The organism is Micromonospora palomenae, from assembly GCF_007829925.1.
Classification (GTDB): domain Bacteria; phylum Actinomycetota; class Actinomycetes; order Mycobacteriales; family Micromonosporaceae; genus Micromonospora; species Micromonospora purpureochromogenes.
The window spans coordinates 269,001-292,429 of sequence record NZ_VIXA01000004.1; the positions used below are offsets into that span (position 1 = coordinate 269,001).

Sequence of the window (23,429 nt, forward strand, 5' to 3'; positions counted from 1 at the left end):
CCACCGTGCGTCACCGGCCCGGAAGCCGGGCAGGGCCGGATGTCCCGTCCGCCCGGGTCCCCCTTCCCGCCGTGCCACGGCAGGTAGGGGACCTTCGGCCCGTGCGGGGCGCGGCCGGGGCGGGTAGAAACGAGGGATGATCCGGGTGTTCCTCCTCGACGACCACGAGGTCGTCCGTCGTGGCCTTGCCGACCTGCTGCAGAGCAGCGGCGACATCGAAGTGGTCGGCGAGTCCGGCTCCGCGCAGGAGGCGGCCCGCCGCATCCCGGCCCTCCGGCCGGACGTGGCGATCCTCGACGCCCGGCTGCCCGACGGCAACGGCATCGACGTGTGCCGGGACATCCGGGCCGTGGACTCCTCGATCAAGGGTCTGATCCTCACCTCGTACGAGGACGACGAGGCCCTCTTCGCCGCGATCATGGCGGGGGCGGCCGGCTACGTGCTCAAGCAGATCCGCGGCACCGACCTGGTGGACGCGGTGCACCGGGTGGCGGCCGGCCAGTCCCTGCTCGACCCGGCGATCACCACCCGGGTGCTGGAGCGCATCCGCAGCGGCGTCGAGCAGCCCCGCGAGCTCAAGACGCTCACCGAGCAGGAGCGCCGCATCCTGGAGTACGTGGCCGAGGGGCTGACCAACCGGGAGATCGCCGGCAAGATGTTCCTGGCCGAGAAGACCGTCAAGAACTACGTCTCCAGCGTGCTGGCGAAGCTCGGTCTGGAGCGGCGGACCCAGGCGGCGGTGCTCGCCACCCGCCTGCTCGGCAAGACCCACTGAGCGCGCGCCGGGACGTGCCCCGGAATGCCCGCCACGTCGGGAAGGCACCGGGCGGACGGCCGGACCTGGGTCAGTCGCGCAGCGGGACGCACCAGAACAGCTCGGTGCCGTGCGGCTGCGCCGGGCGTACCTGGAACTCGCCGCCGTGCCGCTCGGCGCGCTCGCGCAGGTTGACCAGCCCGCCGCGGGCGGCGGCGGGGTCGCAGCCGACGCCGTCGTCGGTGACGGTGAGCGCGACCCGCTCGGCGTCGACCCGGATGGCGACGGCGACCCGGCTGGCCTCGGCGTGCCGGACGGCGTTGGACAGCGCCTCGCGGAGCACGGCCGTGAGGTCGGGGCGGACCGGTTCCGGCACGGCGCTGTCGATCGGCCCGTCCAGCTCCACGTCGGGGCGGAAGCCGAGCGACTCGGTGGCCAGGTCGATGGCCTCGCGGATCTCGGTGCGCAGCGCCGCGCTCATCGGGGTGCGCAGCTCGAAGATGGTCCGCCGGATGTCCCGGATGGTGGCGTCGAGGTCGTCGACGGCCGCGTTGATCCGCTTGGCGACCTCGGGCCGGGCGTTCATCGGGGCGGCGCTCTGCAGTTGCAGGCCGGTGGCGAAGAGCCGTTGGATCACCACGTCGTGCAGGTCGCGGGCGATCCGTTCGCGGTCCTCCAGGACCACCAGCAGCTCCCGTTCCTCCTGGCCGCGGGCCCGCTCCATGGCGAGCGCGGCCTGGCCGGCGAAGCTGCTCAGCAGCCGCACGTCGTCGTCGACGGTGCGCGCGGAGTCCGGTCGGTGCGCGATCACCAGCACGCCGTGCAGGGTGTCCGCCGCGGCGAGCGGGGACACCACGGCGGGGCCGGCGACCACCGGCGTCGGCCAGGGGGCGGCCTGGGCGAGGTTGTCGACCAGTTCGTGCCGGTGCGCGGTGACCGGGCCGGCGAAGCTGGTCTCGGCGGCCGGCAGCACCGCGCCGACCAGTTGCCGGTCGGCGCCGTCGGCCGAGTCGACCACCTCGACGGTGAACTGGCCGGCGTCCTCGTCGTAGAGCAGCACCAGGGCCAGCTCCGCCTCGGCGACCTCCCGGGCCCGCCGGGCAACCAGGGCCAGCGCGTCGGTGCGGCGGACCTCGCCGAGCAGCACCGAGGTGATCTCGGCGGTGGCGGCCAGCCAGCGTTCCCGCCGGTGGGCCAGCGCGTAGAGGCGGGCGTTCTCGATCGCGACGCCGGCCGCGGCCGCGAGCGCGACCACGATCTCCTCGTCGTCCTCGGTGAACTCCGCGGCGCCCTGCTTCTCGGCCAGGTAGAGGTTGCCGAAGACCTGGTCGCGGATGCGGACCGGCACGCCGAGGAAGCTGTGCATCGGCGGGTGGTGCGGCGGGAAGCCGTACGACTTCGGGTGCCGGGTGATGTCGGGCATCCGCACCGGGCGCGGTTCGTCGATGAGCAGACCGAGCACGCCCCGCCCGTGCGGCAGGTCGCCGATCTTGGCGTGCAGCTCGTCGCTGATGCCGTGGATGATGAAGTCGTGCAGCAGCCGGTCCGGCCCGATCACGCCGAGCGCGCCGTAGCGGGCGCCGACCAGCTCGCAGGCTGACCGCACGATCCGTTGCAGGGTGCTGCGCAGGTCGAGGTCGGAGCCGATGCCCACCACCGCGTCCAGCAGGGCGCGCAGCCGCTCCCGGCTGGTGACCACCTCGCCGACCCGGTCGAGCATCTCCTGGAGCAACTCGTCGAGGCGCACCCGGGACAGCGGGCTCAGCCCCAGCGAGGGGGCGAGCGGCTCGTTGCGGGGCGTCGGTGTGCTGGCAGCCACGCAGGCGATGCTATCGCCCGCGTGGCCGCGGGCACGAGATCGTCAGGAGCGCTGGTCGCGGACCGCCGAGGTGTCCACCACCTGCGCGACGTCGAGCCGCGGCGTGTGCGGCGGGCCGGCGTGCGTCGGGTCCGCGAGCCCCAGCCGCATCGAGAGGTACGGGAAGCCCAGGTCCGAGAGGATGTGGCGGAGTGCCTGCCGGGTGCCGTCGACCTCCACCACGCCGCTGAGGGGCACCAGGGACACCCCGAGCCGGGTCGCGGTGAGCCAGGCGGCGGAGAGCGCCTCACCAGCGCGCAGCCAGCTGTCCGGTTCGTCCTCGGAGCCCCAAAGGATCGCGTAGACGGCCGCTCGGTCGTGCCCGGGGCCGACCGGCAGGGTGCCCGGGCGGCCGAAGCTACGGCCCGGGACGGTGGTCTGCGGGGCCTGTTCGGGCAGCACCTCCGGCGGCAGCCCGGTGCCGGTCCCGGCCCGGCTCGTCCAGTACGCCAGCTCCTGCAGCAGCTCCGGGTTGCCCGCCTCGACCGCGGCGGCCTGCTGGGCGGCGCTGGCGAGCTGGATCTTCTGGGTGTCGTCGAGAATCTGGAGGTTCACGCCCTCGCGGTTGGCCGCCCGGTCGATCTCGTCGAGCGCGGCGTCGGGGATCGGCTCGTCGCTGACCGGCCGCCGGTCGGTGTGGCGTACCTGCATGCACTGCACCAGGCGCATGGCGTCCGGGTCCGCCCCGGTGTGCGTGAAGCCCGTCAGCCGGGCCAGCAGGTCCGGTCGGGTCGGGTCGGGCATGCGCTCCACCAGCGCCGTCCAGCCCTCGGCGGCCAGCGCCACCCGGGCGTGGTGCAGCGCGGCGCCACAGCTGATCGCCAGCAGCCGGCCCTCCGGGTCCATGGCGCTGAGCTGGCGGTCCCGGACCACCCGCAGCTCGAGTGCGTCGGGCAGGACCTTCCAGCGCCACGGCTGAGTGTTGTGCACCGAGGGGGCGTGGCCAGCCATCCCGGCGGCCTCCGCGAGCCCGGTGGTCAGCGGGCGGTCCGTAGCCGGCGTCTCGTGGCTCATCGTCACGACCTTTCCGTTTCTCCCCATCGTGCCCGACCCCGACGGTCCCGGGGCGGGGATGCGGCTCCCATCCTTCTTGATTTGCCCGGCGGGACGCACGGTACGCAGGTCCCGTCGCGTGAGCCTTTCGGCCCGCCCGATTCCTCCGGATCCGCCGTACCCGCCGGCCGTCGCTGCGACGATCCGCAGGTGCGGCGGGAGCAGCGGGAGTGCGTTCCGGAGCGGCCGGTCGGCCGGCATCGGGTCGACTGGCGGGAGTGGGCGCCGCTGACCCTGCTGACCCTGGCGGTGCTGCTCGGGGCGGCGCTGAGGCTCGCCGGCCGGCGCGGTGCCGGCGACCTGGTCTGGGCGGCGGTGACCCTGGTCGCGCTGCTCCCGGCGGCCTGGGCGGTGCTGCGGCAGCTCTTGCGCCGGCAGTTCGGGGTGGACGTCATCGCGGTGCTGGCGTTGGCCGGGGCGCTCGTCGTGCGCGAGTACCTGGCCGGCGCGGTGATCGCGGTGATGGTGGCGACCGGCCGGGCGCTGGAGACGTACGCCCAGCGGCGGGCCACCCGCGACCTGCGGGCGCTGCTCGAACGCGCGCCCCGGCAGGCCCGCCGGCGGACGGCGGACGGCCGGATCGAGGTGGTCCCGCTGGACCGGGTCGCGGCCGGCGACCGACTGCTGGTCGGCCCCGGTGACGTGGTGCCGGTGGACGGGACGCTCGACGCCGCCGCGACCCTCGACGAGTCGGCGGTGACCGGCGAGTCGCAGCTGGTCGACCGGGGCATCGGTGAGCAGGTGGCCAGCGGTGTGGTGAACGCCGGCGCGGCGGTCGGGCTGAGGGCCACCCGCAGCGCCGCGGAGAGCACGTACGCGGGGATCGTCCGGCTGGCCGAGGAGGCGACCGCCCGCAAGGCGCCGATGGTCCGGCTCGCCGACCGCTACGCGGCGGCGTTCGTGCCGTTCACCCTGCTGCTGGCGGGGCTGGCCTGGCTGCTGTCCGGGCAGTTCGTCCGGGCGGTGGCGGTGCTGGTGGTGGCCACCCCGTGCCCGCTGCTGCTGGCCACCCCGATCGCGATCGTGTCGGGGCTGTCCCGGGTGGCCCGGCGCGGGGTGCTGGTCCGCGACGGTGGCTCGCTGGAGCTGCTGGGCCGGGCCCGGACCCTGCTGGTCGACAAGACCGGGACGCTCACCGCCGGAAAGCCGCGGGCGGCCGAGACGGTGGTGGCCCCGGGCGGGGACCGGGACGAGGTGTTGCGGCTGGCCGCGTCGGTCGAGCAGCTCTCCCCGCACGTGCTGGCCGTCGCGCTGGTCCGCCAGGCCCGCGAGCGTGGGCTGGCGCTGGCCGAGCCGTCGGACGTCACCGAGGAGCCCGGGCGGGGGGCCGCCGGGCGGGTCGACGGCCGCCGGGTGCGGGTCGGTCAGCTCGCCGGGGATCCGCCGGAGTGGGCGCGGCTGGCCCGGGAACGCGCCGAACTCGCCGGCTGGTCCACGGTCTGGGTGAGCGACGAGCACGGTCCGCTCGGCGCGGTCCTGCTGGAGGACCCGGTACGCCCGGACGCCCGCCGCACCGTCCGGCGGCTGCGCGAGGCGGGGCTGACCCGGCTGGTGATGCTCACCGGCGACCGTCCCCGCACCGCCGACCAGGTGGCCCGGGCGGTCGGGGTGGACGAGGCGCTGGCGCAGTGCTCGCCGCAGGAGAAGGTGGCCCGGGTTAAGGCCGAGTCGGCCCGGGCGGTGACCGTGATGGTCGGCGACGGCGTCAACGACGCCCCGGCGCTCGCCGCGGCGCACGTCGGCGTGGCGATGGGTGCCACCGGCGCCACCGCCTCGGCGGACGTCGCCGACGCGGTGCTCACCGTGGACCGGCTGGACCGGCTCGCCGACGCCGTGGAGATCGCCCGGTACGCCCGCCGGATCGCGGTGCAGAGCGCCACTGTCGGGATGGGGCTGGCAGTGCTGGCGATGCTGTTCGCCGCGGCCGGCCGGCTACCCCCGGTCGGCGGGGCCTTCCTCCAGGAGGGCATTGACGTGCTGGTCATCCTCAACGCGCTGCGCGCCCTCGGTGGCGGGCTGCGCCGCCGGGACGTCCCGCCGGCCACCCGGGAGCTGCTCGACCGGTACGCCGGCGAGCACGCCCGGGTCCGCGACGTGCTGGGCCGCCTGCGGGACACCGCCGACCTGGTCGCCACCCGGCCGGAGGCGCCGGAGTGCCTGCCGGCGCTGCGGGAGACGCACCGCCGGCTGACCGACGAGGTGCTGCCGCACGAGAGCGCCGAGGAACAGCAGCTCTATCCGGCGCTGGCCGGCCCGTTGGGCAGCGCGGAGGCGACCTCGACGATGAGCCGGGGGCACGTGGAGATCCGGCGGTTGGTCGACCGCATCGCCGCGCACCTGGCCCAGGCCGCCGACGGGCCACTGCGCCCCGATCAGGTACCGGACCTGCTGGCCAACCTCTACGGCCTGGACGCCGTGCTACGGCTGCACCTGGCTCAGGAGGAGGAGGACTACTTCTCGCTCAACCCGGCGGACCCGGCCGGCGGGCCCGGCACCGATGGCCGGGCCGGCGGGGAGAGCGCCCGTGACAGGGCCGCCGGCGGCCGGGCCGACGAAAAGGGCGCCCGCGGTGGGCCGGGCGGCGCGGACGCGCACGGCGCCGCCGACGACGGCCGGTGACCCCGGGCTGCTGTCCGGGTCATGGCCACCCGTCACCAGCGGATGACCGACCCGCGGATGCGGCATGTCGCGGTGTCTCGTGAGCGGGAGACCGCGACATGCCGCAAACGGCGTCCACGACGCTGCGCCGGCACCGGTGCCGTCAGCGTTCGCGGGCCACCACGACCGGGCAGGACGAGTGCTGGAGCAGTTGCTGGCTGACCGAGCCGAGCAGCATCCCGCGCAGCCCGCCCAGGCCCCGGCTGCCCACCACCACGAGCTGGGCGCCCCGGCTGGCCTCGACCAGGGCGGCGGCCGGGTTGCCGGGCGCCACCTCGATGTCGACGTCGACGTTGGGGAAGGTGTCCCGCCACGGGGCGAGGGACTCCTCGACCGCGGCCCGTTCCCCGGCGACGGTGGCCTGCTCGTCGTGGTCCGAGGGCCGCCGCCGCCCGGCCGGCGGTGCGACGACCCGCACCACCCGCAGCGGCACCCGGCGCTGCGCGGCGCTCTCAACCGCGAAGCCGAGCGCCACCCGGGAGGACTCGGAGCCGTCGACGCCGACCACCACCGGTCCCGCCCCGGTGGCCTGCCCGGCGCGGACCACCACCACCGGGCAGTGGGCGTGGGCGGTCACCGCGACGGCGGTCGAGCCGGCGAGCAGGCCGGCGAAGCCGCCGTGCCCGCGACTGCCCAGCACCAGCAGCCCGGCGTCGGCGGAGCGCTCCTGCAACACCAGGGCGGGCGGCCCGTCGTACACCTCGCCGTGCACGGTCACGCCCGGCCGTTGGGCCACGGCGTCGGCCACAGCCTTGTGGACCAGTTCCTCGACCTGCCGTCGGGCGGTCTCGTCGGGCCAGATCCCCGGGGCCACCCCGGGGCCGATCCAGCCGGCCACGGTCAGCCACTCGAAGACGTACGCCAGGCGGACCGGCCGGCCGCCGCCGCGCTGCGCCTCGTCCAACGCCCAGTCCAGCGCCAGGGTGGCGTCGGTGGAGCCGTCGTAGCCGACCAGGATCTCGTCGCCGATCATCGCGCTCACCTTCTGCTGCCGGCCGGCCGGTTCACTGCCCGCCGCGCAGGCCGGGATCGGTCTCGCGGATCCAGCGCCACTCGGCGACCCGGGGGTCGTCCTCGCCGTACCGGCGGGTGTAGTCCCGGCAGGCCTGCCGGGCGTCGACCATCTCCTGGCGCAGGTGGGCGGCGCGCGAGGCGAGCCCGGGCACCCGGTCGATCACGTCGATGACGAGGTGGAAGCGGTCCAGGTCGTTGAGCATCACCATGTCGAAGGGCGTGGTGGTGGTGCCCTCCTCCTTGTATCCGCGCACGTGCAGGTTGTCGTGGTTGGTCCGGCGGTAGGTGAGCCGGTGGATCAGCCACGGATAGCCGTGGTACGCGAAGATGATCTGCTTGTCGCGGGTGAAGATGGTATCGAACTCGCTGTCCGGCAGGCCGTGCGGGTGCTCCGACGGCGGCTGGAGCCGCATCAGGTCGACCACGTTGACCACCCGCACCTTCAGCTCGGGCAGGTGCTGGCGCAGCAGGTCCGCCGCGGCGAGGGTCTCCAGGGTGGGCACGTCGCCGGCGCAGGCCAGCACCACGTCCGGCTCGCTGCCCTCGTCGGTGCTGGCCCAGTCCCAGATGCCCAGGCCGCGCCGGCAGTGCTGGATCGCCTCCGGCATGGCCAGCCAGTTCGGCGCCGGCTGCTTCCCGGCGACCACCACGTTGATGTAGTGCCGGCTGCGCAGGCAGTGGTCCATGGTGGAGAGCAGCGTGTTGCCGTCCGGCGGCAGGTAGACCCGCACCACCTCGGCCTTCTTGTTCATCACGTGGTCGATGAAGCCCGGGTCCTGGTGCGAGAAGCCGTTGTGGTCCTGCCGCCACACGTGGCTGGAGAGCAGGTAGTTCAGCGAGGGCAGCGGCTCCCGCCAGGGGATGGCCCGGGTGACCTTGAGCCACTTGGCGTGCTGGTTGACCATCGAGTCGACGATGTGGATGAACGCCTCGTAGCTGGTGAAGATGCCGTGCCGGCCGGTGAGCAGGTAGCCCTCCAGCCAGCCCTGGCACAGGTGCTCGGAGAGCACCTCCATGACCCGGCCGTCGGGGGAGAGGTGGTCGTCGCCGTCGGAGGTGTCGGCGACGAACGTCCGGTCGGTGACCTCGAAGGCGGCGCCGAGCCGGTTGGAGGCGACCTCGTCGGGGCCGAAGAGGCGGAAGGTCTGCGGGTTGGCGGCGATCACGTCGCGCACCCACGGGCCCAGCGCGCCGGTCGCCCCGGCCATCGGCGCACCCGGTTGCTTGACGTCGACCGCGTAGTCCCGGAAGTCCGGCAGCTCCAGGTCGCGCAGCATGCGGCCGCCGTTGGTCACCGGGTTGGCGCTCATCCGCCGGTCGCCCCGGGGCGGCAGGGCGGCCAGTTCGGCGACCGGGCGCCCGGTGGCGTCGAAGAGCTCCTCCGGCCGGTAGCTGCGCAGCCAGCGCTCCAGCTCGGCGAGGTGCGCCGGGTTCGTGCGTACCTCGGAGACGGGCACCTGGTGGGCCCGGTAGGTCCCCTCGACCCGCTTGCCGTCGACCTCGCGGGGCCCGGTCCAGCCCTTCGGCGTACGGAGGATGATCATCGGCCAGCGGGGGCGCTCGACGGCGCCGCCGGAGCGGGCCCGCCGCTGGATCTCGGCGATCTCGTCGACCGCCCGGTCCAGCGTGGCGGCGAGGGCCTGGTGCACGGTGGCCGGGTCGTCGCCGTCGACGACGTACGGCTGGTGGCCGAAGCCGTGCATCAGCTCCAGCAGGTCGTCGGTGGGGATCCGGTCGAGCACCGTCGGGTTGGCGATCTTGTAGCCGTTGAGGTGCAGGATCGGCAGCACCGCCCCGTCGCGGGCCGGGTTCAGGAAGACGTTGGACAGCCAACTGCCGGCCAGCGGCCCGGTCTCCGCCTCCCCGTCGCCGATGACGCAGGCGACCAGCAGGTCCGGGTTGTCGAAGGCGGCGCCGTACGCGTGGCTCAGCGCGTACCCCAGCTCGCCGCCCTCGTGGATCGAGCCCGGCACCTCCGGTGCCACGTGGCTCGGGATGCCGCCGGGGAAGGAGAACTGGCGGAACAGCCGGGCCATGCCCCGCTCGTCCTGGCTCACCGCGTGGTAGAGCTCGCTGTAGGTCCCCTCCAGCCAGGTGTTCGCCACCAGGGCCGGGCCGCCGTGGCCGGGGCCGGTGACGTAGATGGCCGACAGGTCACGGTTGACGATGACCCGGTTGAGGTGGGCGTAGAGCAGGTTGAGACCCGGGCTGGTGCCCCAGTGGCCGAGCAGCCGCGGCTTGACGTGCTCGGGCCGCAACGGCTCGCGGAGCAGCGGGTTGTCGAGCAGGTAGATCTGCCCGACGGTGAGGTAGTTAGCCGCCCGCCAGTAGGCGTCCAGCCGGCGCAGCTCGTCTTCGGTCAGTGGGCTGTGCAGGTCGAGAGCGGTGTCCATGCTGCAATAGCCTCTCGCGCGTCGGGGACTTCTGCAGCCCGAAGGCGGATATCACCCGGGGCCCGTCCAGCTTGACCCGACCGGGTGCGAGTGGATCAGGGCCGTTGGTCCCGGGACCGGGGGGCGTCACGGCCCGTGCGGTGGCGTGGCGGTCAGGCCACGGACCACGATGACCGGCGACGGCGCGTGGTAGAGCAGGGTCTGGCTCACCGCGCCGAGCATGCCGCGCCACGGCTCGTCGCCCCGGGCGCCGACCAGCGCCAGCTGAGCCGACCGCGACTGCTCGACCAGGACGGCGCCCGGGTCGCCGCGGACGGTGTGGCACTCCGCCGCGACGCCGGGGTAGCGCCGCCCGATCTCGGCCACCGCCTCGATGAGCACGTCGTCGCCGTCGTCGGCCCGTCCCGGCTCGATGACCCGCACCGCGAGCAGCCGGGCCTCCCGGCGGGCGGTGCAGTCGAAGGCGAAGTCGAGCGCCGTCCGTGAACTCGCCGATCCGTCCACCCCGACCAGCACCGGCCCGGCGACGGGCGGCTCGCGGCGGACCACCAGCACCGGGCAGCCGGCGCGGGCGGCGAGCTGCACCGCCGGCGCGTCGGCGGGTACGCGCTCCCCGCACGTGGTCATGCCGCCGTCGCCGACGGCCACCAGGAACGCCGACTCGGAGCGGCGGATCAGCGCGTCCAGCGGCGGGCCCTCGACGATCTCGCCGCTGACCGACAGCTCCGGCTCGATCTCGGCGGCGGTCGCGGCGGCCCGGGAGATCAGTTCCTCGGCCTCGGCGCGGGGCTCGGCGACCGAGGCCGCCTCGAACGCCGCCTGCCAGTTGAAGGCGTGCAGCAGGGTGAGGTCGCGGCGGTGCGCGGCGGCCGCCCGGGCGGCCTCCCGGACGACCTCCATGGCCTGCGGCAACACGCTGACGCCGACGACCACCGGCGCGCCGGCGGATGCGGTCATCCGGCTCACCTCCCGGGCGCCCCGCACGGTACGGCCACGCCGACTCCACCGACGCTAGTCGCGCCGCCGCCCGGGCGGGCCGGGATCGGCACACCGGGGCGCCGGGCGTGCGGCGTGCCGCTCGGCACACCGGGCAGGGGCGCGCCGGGACCGATCGGTGGGCCGCCGGGCGGCTCAGCGGAACTGGAGCCGGGCGACCGCGTCGAAGACCCGCGCGCCGAGCAGCCGCCGGGTGTGCACCATCGCCCAGGCGGCGGCGGTGACCAGGTAGCGGGTGCGGGGGCGGCGGCCGGTGACCGCCCGCTCGATCACCCGGGCCACCGTCTCGGGCGTCGCGGCCAGCATCGGGTTGGCGTAGGACTTCGCCATCGCCGCGTCGACCGAGGCGACCATCGTCCGGTACGGCCCGGCCGGGGCGTCGCCCGCGCCGAGCGATTTCGCGGCCACCGCCCCGAACCCGGTCCGGATCAGGCCGGGCTCGACGACCACCACGTCGATGCCGAACGGCCGCACCTCCTGGCGCAGCGCGTCGGAGATCGCCTCCACCGCGTACTTGCTGGCGTGGTAGTAGCCGCCGCCGGGGAAGACCAGCCGGCCGCCCATCGAACTGACGTTGACGATCCGGCCCCGGCCGGCCCGGCGCATGCCGGGCAGCACGAGCTGGGTGAGCCGGCTGAGCCCGAAGACGTTGGTCTCGAACTGGGCCCGGACCCGGTCCAGCGGGGCCTCCTCGATCGGCCCGTACTCGCCGTAGCCGGCGTTGTTGACCAGCACGTCGACCTGGCCGTGCGTGGCCTCGACGGCGGCGACGGCGGCTCGCATGGACTCCTCGTCGGTGACGTCGAGGGGGAGCAGCCGGGCGCCGCTGTCGGCGAGGTCGGCGATCGCCTCGACGTTGCGGGCGGTGGCGTAGACGGTGAACTCCGGGCGGCGGGCGAGCTGGCGGACCGTGGCGCGGCCGATGCCGGAGGAGGTGCCGGTGATCAGGACGGAGGTGGTCATGCGGGGGCTCCCGGGTGGGCGAGGCCGGCGACGAGGAGCGCGACACCCTCGCGCAGCCGTCGCCGGGGCAGGTCGGGGTCGGTGAGGTCGGCCTCCAGGCCGCGGGTGAGCGCGACCAGCACGTCGGCGACGGGGCGGGCGCGCGGCCCGGCGGCGTCGGCGAGCGCGCCGGCGACCACGTCGGTCAGCTCCCGGGTGTACGCCTCGGCGAGGTCGCCGGTGAGCCGGGTGCTGGTGTCGAGGAGTTCGGCGGCGTGCCGGCTCTCCCGGTGCAGCCGGAGGGTGAGTTCGAGCTTGGCGGCGAGCACGTCGTGCAGCCGCTGCCGCAGGTCGGCGTCGGGTGCGGTGGCCGCCCGGCGGGCCTGGGCGAGGGAGTCGGCGAAGAGCCGTTCGGCCAGTCGTCGGTAGGCGTCGTCCTTGTTGCGGACGTACTGGTAGACGGCGGGGCGGGACATCCCGGCGGTGGCCGCGATGTCGTCCATCGTCGTGCGCCGCACGCCGTGCCGGGTGAAGCACTCGTACGCGGCGGCGAGGATCGCCTCCAACCGGTCGTTCGACATGCTGACAATGTTTGCACAGAATGTCAGACCGTCAAGCGTGTTCGCCGTCACCCTCGGCGCCGGGCCGGACCCGGAGCACCACGGCGGTGGCGTTGTCCTCCCCGCCCTCGGCCAGGCTGCTGGTGAGCAGGCTGCGCACGGCCCGCTTCGGGTCGCCGCCGGCGAGGGCCTCCCGCATCCGGTGGTAGTCGACCTGGTCGCTCACCCCGTCGGTGCAGAGCAGCCAGGTGTCGCCGACCCGCAGCGGCACGGCGAGCAGGTCCGCGTCCGGGTTGTCGGGGTGGCCGACGTAGCGCAGCAACTGGTAGCGGGCCCGGGCGGCCTCCGCGGAACCGGCCCGGTACCAGCCGTGCAGCAGTCCCAGCCAGGCGGCCGTGTGGTCGACCGTCATCAGCTCCAGCACGCCGTCGCGCAGCCGGTACGCCCGCGAGTCGCCGAGCTGGACGACCCACACCTGCTCGCCGTCCGGCTCGACCAGCAGGGCGGTCAGCGTGCAGCCGGTCAGCTCGGTCAGCCGCGCGCCGGCCGCGCGGACCAGGGAGCGGGCGTCGGCGACCGCCGCGCGCAGCTCGCGCGCCCCGACGGCGGGCCAGTCCCCGCGGACCGCCTCGACCAGGGTGGTCATCGTCGTGGTGCCGGCCACCCGGGCGCCCTCGCCGGAGCCCATGCCGTCGACGACGGCGACGAAGGGCAGCGTCGGGTCGACGTGCAGCACGTCGAAGTTGGCCGGATAGCGGTGGCCGACCACGCTGCCGCCGGCGACCTCCAGGGCGACCCGCCCGGCGGCGAGACGGCAGGTCAGCGGCTCGGGTCGGTCGGACGGGGCGCGGCGGAACATCAGCGGACCGTAACACCGCCGAAGCCCCTGGTCGGGGCGTCGGCGCTCGTGTCGGGTGGCCGGTCCGCGCGCCGGGTCGGACACCCGCGTTGTCAACGAGGGTTGACAGGGTAGCGCTGTCAACGTAAGTTGACGACATGAGTCAGGCAACGGAACTCGCGGCGGCCGCCGGCAGCACCGACCCCAAGGTCGGGCTCCGGGCGGTGCTCGCCCTGCGCCGGCTCCTCGAACGGCTGGAGGTCGTCCAGGTGGACAACGCCCGTCGACAGGGCTGGTCCTGGCAGGACATCGCCGACGCGCTCGAGGTCAGCCGGCAGGCGGTCCACAAGAAGCACGCCGGGCGACCGGCGGTCCGAGGAACCTGGGAGGCGTGATGTTCGAACGGTTCACCGACCGGGCCCGCGCGGTCGTCCACCGGGCGGTCGACGAGGCGCGGGCCGAGCGGCAGCGGCCGGTCGACACCGAGCACCTGCTGCTCGGCGTCCTCGCCGACGGCGACGCGCTGGCCAGCCGGGTGCTCACCGAGGCGGGGGTGCGCCCGGAGGACCTGCGCGCCGCCATCGCCCGGCACACCGCGCCCGGCGCCAGCGGTCTCGGCGAGGCCGACGCCGCCGCGCTGCGCGAGATCGGCATCGACCTCACCGCCATCGTCGCCCGGATCGAGGAGTCCTTCGGTCCCGACGCGCTGCGCGAGGCCGCGCCCGCGCCGCGCCGCCGCTGGGGCTTCCGGCGGTACGACGACGGGCGCTTCTCCCCCCGCGCCAAGAAGGTGCTGGAGCTCTCCCTGCGCGAGGCGATCCGGCTGCGCCACCGCCACATCGGCACCGAGCACATCCTGCTCGGGCTGCTGCGCGAGGGCGGCGGCCTCGCCGCCGTGGTGCTCACCGAGGCCGGGCTGCACCTCGACGACCTGCGCCGGCGGGTCGAGACGGCGCTGCGCACGGCGGCCTGACCGGTCCCCGGCGCCCCCGCGCTCCCGGTCCGTCGGGTGGATCGTGCAGGCGAAGCCGGAGGCCACCCGCGCCCGGCGGGTGACCGAGATTGCCGAGGGCGCGGCCCGCGGTGAGCGGGCCAACCGGTGGTGGGGCGTTTCAAACCTGATTGCGGCCAGTGCAACGTCGCCCCGCGTCGGCTCGCTGACCGGCCCCGCTTGCTGCACACTTGCGCCGTGGATGGTGGAGAGCAGACGCGCCCGGTGACCGCCGACGACGCCCCGCCGCGCTCGGCGGTGGTGGTCAACCCCTCGAAGGTGACCGATCTGGACCAGTTCCGCCGCACGGTGGACGACGCCCTCGCCGCCGCGGGCTGGCCCGAGCCGACCTGGTACGAGACCACGGTCGAGGACCCGGGCCGGGGCCAGACCGAGGCGGCCGTCGCCGCCGGCGCCCAGGTGGTCTTCGCCTGCGGCGGCGACGGCACCGTGATGGCCTGCGTCAGCGGGCTGGTCGGCACCGACGCCGCGCTGGCCGTGCTGCCCCAGGGCACCGGCAACCTGCTCGCCGCCAACCTCGGGCTCTCCAACGACCTGGCCGCCGGCCTGCAGGTCGCCGTGGAGCGCGGGATGCGCCGGCTGGACGTCGGCGCGGTCGAGGACCGGTACTTCGCCGTGATGGCCGGGATGGGCTTCGACGCCCAGATGCTCCGGGACACCTCCGAGACGACCAAGGCGCGCATCGGCTGGCCCGCGTACGTGATGGGTGCCGCGAAGCACCTGCGGGACCGGCCGATGCGGGTCTCCATCCGCATCGACGACCGGCCGCCGGTGCGCCGCCGGGCCCGCTCCGTGCTGGTCGCCAACGTCGGCCGGCTCCAGGGCGGGGTGCGCCTGCTCACCGACGCCGAGCCCGACGACGGCTGGCTCGACGTGGCCGTGCTCACCCCCCGTACGCTCGGGCACTGGCTGGCCATGGGCTGGGCGCTGGTGCGCCGGCGCGGCAGCGTGCCCCGGATGGAGGTCTTCCGGGCCCGCCGGGTGCAGATCACCAGCAACCGGGCACAGCCCCGGGAGCTCGACGGCGACCTGATCGAGCCCGGCCGCTCGCTGACGGCCGAAGTCAAGCCGCAGTCGCTCTGGCTCTGCGTGCCGCGCCCCGAGCGCCACCCCGACCTGACGAAGGACGCCGAGGCGGCGGCGGAGCGGGGCGAGCGGCTGATCGAGGAGGCGCGCCGTGAGTAGCACCAAGCTCGTCCCCGAGACCCGGCTGATGGCGGAGGACGACCTCTCCGCCGACGACGCCTGGCGCACCCTGCGCCGGCAGGGCGGCTGGTGCCTGCTGCGCGACGCCTTCATCCGGTTCCGCTACGGCGACGGCTTCAGCCACTCCCGGGCGTTCGCCCTGCAGCTCTGCCTCGCCGTGGTGCCGTTCATGATCGCGTTGACCGGTCTGATCAGCGAACTTGGCGTGGAGGAGGGCGGCCAGGTGGTCGCCGACACCGTGCTGGCTCTCACACCCGGGCAGAGCGAGTCGGTGGTCCGCGAGCTGCTCGGCGACGGCGAGCGCACCGAGCGGGCCGGCGAGCTGGCGCTGACCCTCGGCCTGCTCACCGGCCTGGTGGCGCTGACCACGACGATGGCCCAGATCGAACGCGGCGCCAACCGGATCTACGGCGTGGAGCGGGACCGCCCGGCCCTGGCCAAGTACGCCCGGGCCGCCGTCCTCGCGGTGACCGCCGGCGGGCCGGCGCTGGCCGGCTTCCTGATCCTGGTCGGCGGCGGAGCGATCGGCGACTCCGTGCAGCGGCACTACGAGTGGGGCGCGTTCGCCCACGGCTTCTGGGACGTGATCCGCTGGCCGCTGAGCCTCGGGCTGACCGTGCTCGCCGTGGCGGTGCTCTTCCGGCACTCGCCCCGCCGCAACCAGCCCGGCCTGTCCTGGCTCTTCTTCGGCGCCGGCATCGCCACCGCGCTCTGGTGGCTGGCCAGCCTGCTGCTCGCCGGGTACGTCACGTTCAGCGACGGGTTCGGCCAGACCTACGGCGCGCTGACCGGCATGATGGCGCTCCTGCTCTGGGCCAACCTCACCGGCATGGCGCTCTTCGGCGGGCTGGCCTTCGCCGCCCAGCTGGAGGCGATGCGGATCGGGGTGCAGGAGCCGGCCCAGCCGGACCTGTGGGAGCCCGAGGCCGAGCGCGAGGAACTGCACGACACCGGCGAGATGACCTCGCTGTAGACCCCCGTTCCGGCACCCCGGTGTACGCGGAGCGCGGATCGGGTACAGCGCCTCGCCAGGAGCGAGAGGGAGGCTGCCGTGAGCGCGGTCATCGACGTGTTACGACGACCCCTGGGTCATTTCACCGAGCGCACGCTCGCCGGCCTGGCACTCGTGCTCGGCACCGGCGTCGGGTTCGGGCTGCTGCTGGCGCTGGTCCGGGTCCGCTGGACCCCGCTCTACGACGTCGACCACGGCGTGGCGGCCTGGCTCAACGACCTGGTCGCGCCGCACGGGCCGCTGGTGACCGTGCTCAACGCCCTCACCGACCTCGGCGGCCGGGCGGTGATCATCTGGCTGGTCTCGGTCGCCGTGATCGGGTTGCTGATCCGCCGACAGGGCCGGCTCGCGGTGTTCCTGATCGTGACCGGGCTCGGCGCGCTGATCCTCGACCCGGCGCTGAAGACCCTGGTCGACCGGTTGCGCCCCGAGGTGGAGGTGCCGATCGGCACCTACGCCGGGGACAGCTTCCCCAGCGGCCACGCGCTGGGCTCCTTCGTCGCGTACGGGGCGCTGCTGCTGGTGTTCCTGCCGGCCCTGTCACCCCGCTGGCGCAAGCCGGCGATCGCCCTGGTCGCCCTGGTCGTCTTCCTCATCGGCCTGACCCGGATCGCGCTCGGCGTGCATTTCGTCTCCGACGTGCTCGGGGCCTGGCTGCTCGGCGCCGCCTGGCTCGGCGTCACCGCGTACGCCTTCCGGCTGTGGCGGCTGGAGCGGGGCCGGCGGGTGCCGGCGCTGACCGAGGGGCTGGAACCCGAGGCCGCGCACGAGGTCGCTCCCGCCCCCGACGAGGCGCACGTGCTGCCGCATCCCCGGGCCGCCGTCTTCGAGCTGCTGGTCGGCTGGGTGCTGGTGCTCGGCGCGCTCTACGGCTTCGGGATGTTCGTCAGCTATCACGCCGGCGGAACCTTCTTCGCCACCCTGGACACGGAGGTGCCGAGGTGGTTCGCCGAGCACCGCACCCCGGGCCGGGACGACCTCAGCTACTGGTGGAGCAAGGCCGGCGACACCCACGCCATCCTGCTCATCTCGCTGGTCTTCTGCCCGCTCGTGCTGGCGGTGTGGCGGCGCTGGCGGCCGGTGCTCTTCGTGGCGCTGACCATGTTCGGCGAGTTGAGCCTCTTCCTCGCCTCCGCCGCGGCGGTGGACCGGCCGCGCCCGCCGGTGGGCAACCTCGACGGCCCCATGCCGACCTCATCCTTCCCCTCCGGCCACATCGCGGCGACGATCTGCGTCTGGGTGGCGATCACGCTGATCGTCCTGCCGCGTACCGACCGCTGGTGGCGCTGGCTGTTCGTGGCACTGGCCGTGATCATGCCGGTCGGGGTGGCCATCTCCCGGATGTACCGGGGCATGCACCACCCGACGGACTTCATGGGCGCGATCCTGCTCAGCGCGCTCTGGATCGGGCTGCTCTACTGGGTGGTCCGCCCCAACGCCGACGTCTACGAGGGCAACCGGCCGGCCATCGAGTCGGAGCAGGTCGGCGAGCTCGACGACGAGCTGGCCAAGGCCGCCCGGCCGCAGTGACGACGCCACCCATGCTGCGGGTGATGACCTGGAACATCAGGACCGGCGGCCGGGACCGCAGCGGGCCCGACCGGCGGGACCTCGTGGTCGGGGTGGTCACCGCGCAGCGGCCGGACGTCCTGGCCCTGCAGGAGCTGCGGGGCTTCGACCGGGGTGGGCTGCTCGACGACGTGGCGGGCCGGGTGGGGATGCGTCCGCACCTGGCCCGCTCCTGCTTCGGACAGCCGGTGGCCGTGCTGGTCCGCCCGCCGCTGCGGGTGCTGGCCACCGGCCGGGTGCGCCGGCCGTTCCACCACGCCGCCGCCTGGGTACGGGTGGACACCGGGCAGGGACCGTTGACGGTGTTCAGCACCCACCTCAACCCGTACTCCGGGGGCCGGCGACGGATGGAGGCGGACTGGCTGGCGGCCGCCGTGCGACGTACCGGCGGTCCGCTGGCGCTGCTCGCCGGCGACCTGAACACGCTGGAGCCCACGGCGGAGCACACCGACCGGCTGGCGGGCCTGCCGATGCACTACCGCCGCCGGCACCTGCGCCGCGACGGCCGCACCGTGGACACCCGGGCCGTGGCCCGGCTGCTCGACACCGGCCTGGTCGACCTCTGGCCGGCCCGCGCCGCCGACGCGCCCGAGGCGGACGGCCACACCGTGCCGACCCGGCACGGCGGGGCGGAGTTCGCCGGCATGCGGCTGGACTACCTGCTCGGCACCGCGCCGGTCGCCGCGCTGACCCGCGAGGTACGGGTGGTCCGTGGCGGGGACGCCGACCGGGCCTCCGACCACTACCCGGTCGTCGCCGAGCTGGACCTGCACCCGGCCTGACCGGCTGTCCGCCGGGCGTGCGCGGGGGCTGATCGCCACCGGTTTGCGGCATGTCGTGGCATCCCCGCCGCCGGTCACCCCGACCCGCCGCAGGTCGTGTCGATCAAGGCCGTCCGGGCCGCCACCCGGCAGGCGCCGGCCGCTGGGGCTGCGCCACCGAACTCCCGGGTGCAACCCTTCACATCGTCACGGCCATCACCTGGGTGACAGCGCTGACGACGCGGGGGAGCGACCGATGCATGGCAGGACCGACCTCGACCTGGTACGGCCGCTCTTCCGGGCGGACTGGCTGCCCGACGGGATGACCCACCGCACGTGCGCCAGCCACCGGGGGGAACGGTCCCTGATCGCCTGGGAGGGCCCGGTGACCGGCCCGATGGCTGGCAGTCGGGTGCTGTCGGTGCGGGTCGGGTCCACCGTGGACGTGTCCGCCACCCACCGCGGCTGGCGGCGCGGCCCGGACGTGTCGGTGCAGGGCCGCACCGCCCAGCTGTACGCCGATCCGGACCACGGGCACACCTCGCTGACCTGGCAGCACCGGCCCGGCGCGGCGGTGACCGTCCTGGGCACCAATCTGCCCGCCCCGGCGCGGACGCTGCGGCGGATCGCCGACGGGCTGGTCTGGACGGAGGAACCCGCCCGGGTGCCCTTCCTCGCCGTGGCCCCGGCCGACGGCGCGCGCTGGGAGACGACGGTGGTCGACTGGCGCGACGGCCGGTGGCACCGGGCGCGGTGCGGGTACCGGGTCCTCGGCGCGGCGGGACCGCACGAGGACCTGACCGTCGGCGTGGTGCGGACCGGCCCGACGGCCGCCGGACGAGCGGTGGACGCGGCGCCGGGCGGCCTCGGGGCGTACCGGGTGGGTGGGCTGGGCGGGGAGTGCGCCGGCGAGGTCGTGGCACTCACCATCCGGGGTCTCGCCGCGCTCGGCGGTCCGGAGGGCGCCCTCGCCCTCGCCGCCGCCGTGCGGCTGGTCGACCGCCCCGGCGACGAGTCCACCTGGCGGCTTCCGTGAGCCGTGCAACCGTTGCGGGCCCCGTGCCCATCCGTACGGTGAGGACGCCGGCGTCCGGGAACGGGGAGTGGTCGATGCACGCCACGCAACGGCAGGAGTACGTCGAGTTCGTCGAGGCGGCGACACCGAGGTTGCGACGGACGGCGTACCTGCTGACCGGTGACACGCACCGGGCCGACGACGTGGTGCAGCAGACCCTGACCCGCCTCTACGTGAAGTGGGGCCGGGCGCGGGGCGCCGACGACGTCGGCGCGTACGTGCACCGGATGCTGGTCAACGCGTTCCGGCAGGAGCGACGCTCCCGATGGTTCGGCGTGCAGCTCTTCGAGCGGGCACCCGAGCCCGAGTCCCGCGGTGGCTCGTCCGGCCCGGACGAGTCCGTCGTGGACGCGGTGGCGGTGCGGGCCGCGCTGGCGGCGGTGCCGCCCGGTCAGCGGGTGGTGCTGGTGCTGCGTTTCTACGCCGACCTGAGCGTGGAGCAGACCGCCGAGGTGCTCGGCTGTTCGACCGGGAACGTGAAGAGCCAGACGGCGCGGGGGCTGGCCGCGCTGCGCCGGCGGCTGCCGCTGGGCGACGGGACGGAGGTGAACCGGTGAACCGGAACGAGGAGGCGGAGGTCCGGTCGCTGCTGGCCCGGGCGGCGGACGACCTGCCGGCCGGTGGGGTGCCGGCGCAGGCGCTGCTGGTCGCGGGGGAGCGCGTGGTCCGGCGCCGGCGCCGGCTGGCGGTGGCCGCCGTCGCGGCGGTGGCCGCCGTCGTGCTGCTCGGGTCGGCCGCGGTGCTGGGCGGGCCGGTCGGTTCCACCACACCCGCCGACGAGGGTGCGCCGTCGCCCGGTCGGAGCGCCCCCACGGCCGCCCCGAAGCGCTCCACCACCGCCCCCGGCGGTCCGGTCACGACCCAGGGCGAGGCGCCGACGGTGGCGTCCGCGCGGTTCGACCCGACCCGGCGGTCGTTCCGGCTCGGCTGGGTGCCGCCGGGCGCCATCCACCAGATGAGCCGCACCGGCACCGCGATCCAGTCGGTGGACGCGGACGTGCCCGACCCGTTGGTGCCGGACGGCCCGGTGGAGCCGGGACCGATGATGGCCGTCGCCGGGTCGGTCACGGTCCGGATGGGTGCCCGGGGAGTCGACATCTTCGCGCCGCAGCTCGGCTCCGGGCTCACCGGTCAGGTGCCTTCGCCGGAGGCTCCCGGTACGCCGGCCGCGCCGGTGGACGGTCATCCGGCATATCTCTACACCGACCGGGAGCAGGCGCTGCTGTCGTGGCAGTACGCCCCGGGCGGCTGGGTCTCCGTGACCGTCCGGAGCCTGGAGCGGCCCGAGGAGGTCGCGCGTCGGGTCGTGGCCGGGCTGACCTGGCAGGACGAGCGCGTCACCGTGCCGTTCCGGCCGTTCGACGTCCCACCCCGCGCGAAGCTCGTCGGCGTCGAGCTGCGCACCTGGGAGGGCAGGTGGCTGAACGCCACCGCGAACTACCTCGTGTCCGGCCCGATCGGGGACGAGGGGAACCGTGGGGACCTCACGATCGGCGTGAGCAACGGGATGTACAAGGGGGACGGCAGCGACGTGGGCGGCTCCAGGACCCGGGTGGACGGCCGGTTCGCCGCGACGGTGGACGGGCCGAAAGGCTCGGGCGCGTACCGGGTCGGGCAGGTGCCCGGCTGCCGCGAGTGCGTCGTCGAGGTCGGCTCCGAGTCCTCGGCCGCCCTCAAGGCGGTGGGGGGCCGCTCCGGGGCCCTCCGCCTGGCCGCCGCCGTCCGTCTGGTCGCCAATGCCACCGATCCGGCCTTCTGGCGCCGCCTCTGACGCCGGCAGCGGTCTCGGGCGGCGCGATCGTCTCAGAGGACCAGGTTGAGCAGCACCGTCAGCACGACCGAGGCGAGGATCGAGAAGAGGATCATCAGCAGGCAGCCGAGGCCGCCGCCGAGGGGTCGGATCTCCGTGTTTCCGATGCGCATGGGTCCACCTTGTCAGGGTCGGGGGCGAGCAGGGCACGGATCGCGTCGGCCACCTGCCGGGGTGCGGTGGTGACCACGTTGTGCGCGGCGCCGGGGACGGTCGCCGCCCGGGCGTGGGGGATCAGCCGGGTCACCTGGGCGCGCCAGGCCGGCGGCACCACGGTGTCCCGGGCGCCGGCCAGCACCAGGGTCGGCGCGGCGACCCGGACCAGGTCCTCCTCCACCCGGTTGTGGACCGAGTGCGACACGGTGGCGGCGACCCGCCAGGGGCGGGCGTCCCAGACGTCGCGGAGCAGGACGGGTGCCTGCAGCGGCGCCTCCGCCACGGTGTCCAGCAGCCAGCGGCCGACCAGCCCCCGACGGGACCGGGCGGCCGGGTCGCTGGTCGGGCCGGCCAGCACCAGCGCGCGCACCGCCGCGGGCCGGCGGGCCGCCAACGCGGCGACGACCTCCGCGCCGAACGAGTGCCCCACCAGGCAGACCGGCGGCAACCGGTACGCGGCCAGCCAGGCCGCCAGGAACGCGGCGTGCCGGCCGACGTCGTACGCCCGCCCGGGGCGCTCGGTCAGCCCGAAGCCGGGCAGGTCCGGCACGTACACGGGATGGGTGGCCGAGAGCGCGACGGCCAGCGGGGTGAGGTAGCGGTGGGACACCGCGAGCCCGTGCACCAGCACCACCGGCGGCGCGTCGCTGCCCGGGTTCCGGGAGCGGCGGGTGTGCGTCCGCAGCCCGTCCACCAGCCGCCACTCGCTGGTGAGGCCGGCGGCCGGGCGGGGTGCGGCCAGGGCGAGCCGCAGCTCGGACGCCCCGAAGCGCCCGGGCGCGGTCGGCCGGAGCCTCACAGCTCGCGCAGCCGGGGGAGCAGTTCCTCCTGCGCCCAGTCCAGGAACATCGGCTGGGTCTCGCCACCCACCTGCACGATCGCCACGTGGGTGAAGCCCGCGTCGACGAACTGCTTGAACGCCTCGACGTGCCGGTCGACGTCGGGGCCGCAGGAGATGCCCTCGGCGACGTCCTCCTCGCGGACGTACTGGGTGGCGGCGGCGAACGCCTCGGGCCCGGGCAGGTCGGCGTTGACCTTCCAGCCCATGCCGAACCAGCGGAACTGGTCGTGCACGAGCTTGCGGCACTCGGCCTCGTCCGGGCCGTAGCAGATGGCCACCTGGCCGTAGCGGGGCTGGCCGGCGCCGCCCGCGTCGTCGTAGAGCTGGATGATCCGGCGGTCGGGTTCGGTGGCGACGATGCCGTCGGCGTACTCGGCGGCGAGCGCGGCCGACGACGGCCCGGAGGCCGCGACGGCCATCGGGACGGGCTGGTCCGGCCGGTCCCACAGGTACGCCTCGGGGACGTCGAAGTGGTTGCCGGAGAAGGTCAGCGTCTCGCCGTTGAGCAGCGGCCGGATGATCTGCAACGCCTCCTCGAACATCTCGTGCCGCTGCTGCACGTGCGGCCAGCCGCCGACCACGTGTTCGTTGAGGTTCTCGCCGGCGCCCAGGCCGAGGGTGAACCGGCCGTCGGAGAGCGCGCCGACGGTGCTGGCCTTCTGCGCCACGACGGCCGGGTGGTAGCGCAGGATCGGGCAGGTCACGAAGGACATCAGCTCGGCGTGGCTGGTGGCGTGCGCGACCGCGCCGAGCACCGACCAGGCGTACGGGGAGTGGCCCTGGGAGTCCAGCCACGGGTAGTAGTGGTCGGAGATCACCAGCTGGTCGAAGCCGGCCGCCTCCGCCCGCACCGCGTAGTCGACCAGTTGCTTCGGGCCGGCCTGCTCGCACATCAGGGTGTAGCCGACGGTGACCATCCTG

General features: G+C 75.0%; 19 protein-coding genes and 3 pseudogenes. 12 read left to right on the plus strand and 10 right to left on the minus strand.

Annotated features, from left to right (window positions below; genetic code table 11):
* Window positions 1–136: 136 nt before the first annotated feature.
* Window positions 137–775, plus strand: coding sequence for a response regulator (locus tag FHX75_RS25910; protein WP_154942955.1), 639 nt, complete (start codon window positions 137–139; stop codon window positions 773–775).
* A 70-nt stretch (window positions 776–845) separates the two neighbouring features.
* Here the strand turns inward: FHX75_RS25910 and FHX75_RS25915 are convergent, their stop codons facing one another.
* Complete coding sequence (locus tag FHX75_RS25915; protein WP_154943161.1) at window positions 846–2,519, minus strand: GAF domain-containing sensor histidine kinase; 1,674 nt, start codon at window positions 2,517–2,519, stop codon at window positions 846–848.
* A 96-nt stretch (window positions 2,520–2,615) separates the two neighbouring features.
* Complete coding sequence (locus FHX75_RS25920) at window positions 2,616–3,626, minus strand: Acg family FMN-binding oxidoreductase (protein ID WP_154942956.1); 1,011 nt, start codon at window positions 3,624–3,626, stop codon at window positions 2,616–2,618.
* 189 nt (window positions 3,627–3,815) lie between these two features.
* Between FHX75_RS25920 and FHX75_RS25925 the strand changes: the two are divergent.
* Window positions 3,816–6,161: pseudogene (locus tag FHX75_RS25925) on the plus strand (heavy metal translocating P-type ATPase); the annotation flags it as partial.
* A gap of 265 nt (window positions 6,162–6,426) precedes the next feature.
* Here FHX75_RS25925 and FHX75_RS25930 read toward each other — a convergent pair.
* From FHX75_RS25930 to FHX75_RS25955, 6 genes are all read right to left on the minus strand, one after another.
* Window positions 6,427–7,296: a universal stress protein gene (locus FHX75_RS25930; RefSeq protein ID WP_154942958.1), complete on the minus strand. Its 870-nt coding sequence runs from the start codon at window positions 7,294–7,296 to the stop codon at window positions 6,427–6,429.
* 31 nt (window positions 7,297–7,327) lie between these two features.
* Window positions 7,328–9,730, minus strand: a complete 2,403-nt coding sequence (locus tag FHX75_RS25935; protein ID WP_154942959.1) for a phosphoketolase family protein — start codon at window positions 9,728–9,730, stop codon at window positions 7,328–7,330.
* A 126-nt stretch (window positions 9,731–9,856) separates the two neighbouring features.
* Window positions 9,857–10,687: a universal stress protein gene (locus tag FHX75_RS25940; RefSeq protein ID WP_154942960.1), complete on the minus strand. Its 831-nt coding sequence runs from the start codon at window positions 10,685–10,687 to the stop codon at window positions 9,857–9,859.
* Between the two features lie 174 nt (window positions 10,688–10,861).
* The gene (locus tag FHX75_RS25945) at window positions 10,862–11,689 is read right to left on the minus strand and encodes an oxidoreductase (RefSeq protein ID WP_154942961.1); all 828 of its coding nucleotides are present in this window, start codon (window positions 11,687–11,689) and stop codon (window positions 10,862–10,864) included.
* Window positions 11,686–12,249 (minus strand): TetR/AcrR family transcriptional regulator, encoded by a 564-nt coding sequence (locus FHX75_RS25950; RefSeq protein ID WP_154942962.1) that lies wholly within the window; start codon window positions 12,247–12,249, stop codon window positions 11,686–11,688. Before FHX75_RS25950 ends, FHX75_RS25945 begins: the two co-directional genes overlap by 4 nt.
* 31 nt (window positions 12,250–12,280) lie before the next feature.
* Entirely contained in the window at window positions 12,281–13,087 is an 807-nt protein-coding gene (locus tag FHX75_RS25955) for a PP2C family protein-serine/threonine phosphatase (protein WP_154942963.1), read from the minus strand.
* 137 nt (window positions 13,088–13,224) lie between these two features.
* Here FHX75_RS25955 and FHX75_RS25960 point away from each other — a divergent pair, with 137 nt between their 5' ends.
* The 10 genes and pseudogenes from FHX75_RS25960 (at window position 13,225) to FHX75_RS26000 (ending at window position 21,472) form a co-directional block, all read left to right on the plus strand.
* Window positions 13,225–13,461 carry a helix-turn-helix domain-containing protein gene (locus FHX75_RS25960; RefSeq protein WP_088963234.1) on the plus strand — a complete coding sequence of 79 codons (237 nt, stop codon included), beginning with the start codon at window positions 13,225–13,227 and terminating at the stop codon, window positions 13,459–13,461.
* A pseudogene (locus FHX75_RS32295) lies at window positions 13,461–13,670 on the plus strand (Clp protease N-terminal domain-containing protein); the annotation flags it as partial. The gene FHX75_RS25960 and the pseudogene FHX75_RS32295, both read left to right, overlap by 1 nt.
* A gap of 165 nt (window positions 13,671–13,835) precedes the next feature.
* A pseudogene (locus FHX75_RS32300) lies at window positions 13,836–14,012 on the plus strand (Clp protease N-terminal domain-containing protein); the annotation flags it as partial.
* A gap of 243 nt (window positions 14,013–14,255) precedes the next feature.
* Window positions 14,256–15,263, plus strand: a complete 1,008-nt coding sequence (locus FHX75_RS25970; protein ID WP_154942965.1) for a diacylglycerol/lipid kinase family protein — start codon at window positions 14,256–14,258, stop codon at window positions 15,261–15,263.
* Window positions 15,256–16,257 (plus strand): YihY/virulence factor BrkB family protein, encoded by a 1,002-nt coding sequence (locus tag FHX75_RS25975; protein WP_154942966.1) that lies wholly within the window; start codon window positions 15,256–15,258, stop codon window positions 16,255–16,257. Before FHX75_RS25970 ends, FHX75_RS25975 begins: the two co-directional genes overlap by 8 nt.
* Window positions 16,258–16,335: 78 nt before the next feature.
* On the plus strand, window positions 16,336–17,826 hold the full coding sequence (locus FHX75_RS25980; RefSeq protein WP_154942967.1) for a phosphatase PAP2 family protein: 1,491 nt from the start codon (window positions 16,336–16,338) through the stop codon (window positions 17,824–17,826).
* Window positions 17,827–17,837: 11 nt separating this feature from the next.
* Window positions 17,838–18,647, plus strand: a complete 810-nt coding sequence (locus FHX75_RS25985; RefSeq protein ID WP_154943162.1) for an endonuclease/exonuclease/phosphatase family protein — start codon at window positions 17,838–17,840, stop codon at window positions 18,645–18,647.
* A 235-nt stretch (window positions 18,648–18,882) separates the two neighbouring features.
* Window positions 18,883–19,662, plus strand: a complete 780-nt coding sequence (locus FHX75_RS25990; RefSeq protein WP_154942968.1) for a hypothetical protein — start codon at window positions 18,883–18,885, stop codon at window positions 19,660–19,662.
* A gap of 74 nt (window positions 19,663–19,736) precedes the next feature.
* Entirely contained in the window at window positions 19,737–20,258 is a 522-nt protein-coding gene (locus FHX75_RS25995; RefSeq protein ID WP_154942969.1) for a SigE family RNA polymerase sigma factor, read from the plus strand.
* Window positions 20,255–21,472 carry a hypothetical protein gene (locus tag FHX75_RS26000; protein ID WP_154942970.1) on the plus strand — a complete coding sequence of 406 codons (1,218 nt, stop codon included), beginning with the start codon at window positions 20,255–20,257 and terminating at the stop codon, window positions 21,470–21,472. The genes FHX75_RS25995 and FHX75_RS26000 overlap by 4 nt, the downstream gene beginning before the upstream one ends.
* Window positions 21,473–21,566: 94 nt before the next feature.
* Here FHX75_RS26000 and FHX75_RS26005 read toward each other — a convergent pair whose 3' ends face one another.
* Window positions 21,567–22,466 carry an alpha/beta fold hydrolase gene (locus FHX75_RS26005; protein WP_154942971.1) on the minus strand — a complete coding sequence of 300 codons (900 nt, stop codon included), beginning with the start codon at window positions 22,464–22,466 and terminating at the stop codon, window positions 21,567–21,569.
* Entirely contained in the window at window positions 22,463–23,425 is a 963-nt protein-coding gene (locus FHX75_RS26010) for a TIGR03557 family F420-dependent LLM class oxidoreductase (protein ID WP_154942972.1), read from the minus strand. The genes FHX75_RS26005 and FHX75_RS26010 overlap by 4 nt, the downstream gene beginning before the upstream one ends.
* Window positions 23,426–23,429: the final 4 nt, after the last annotated feature.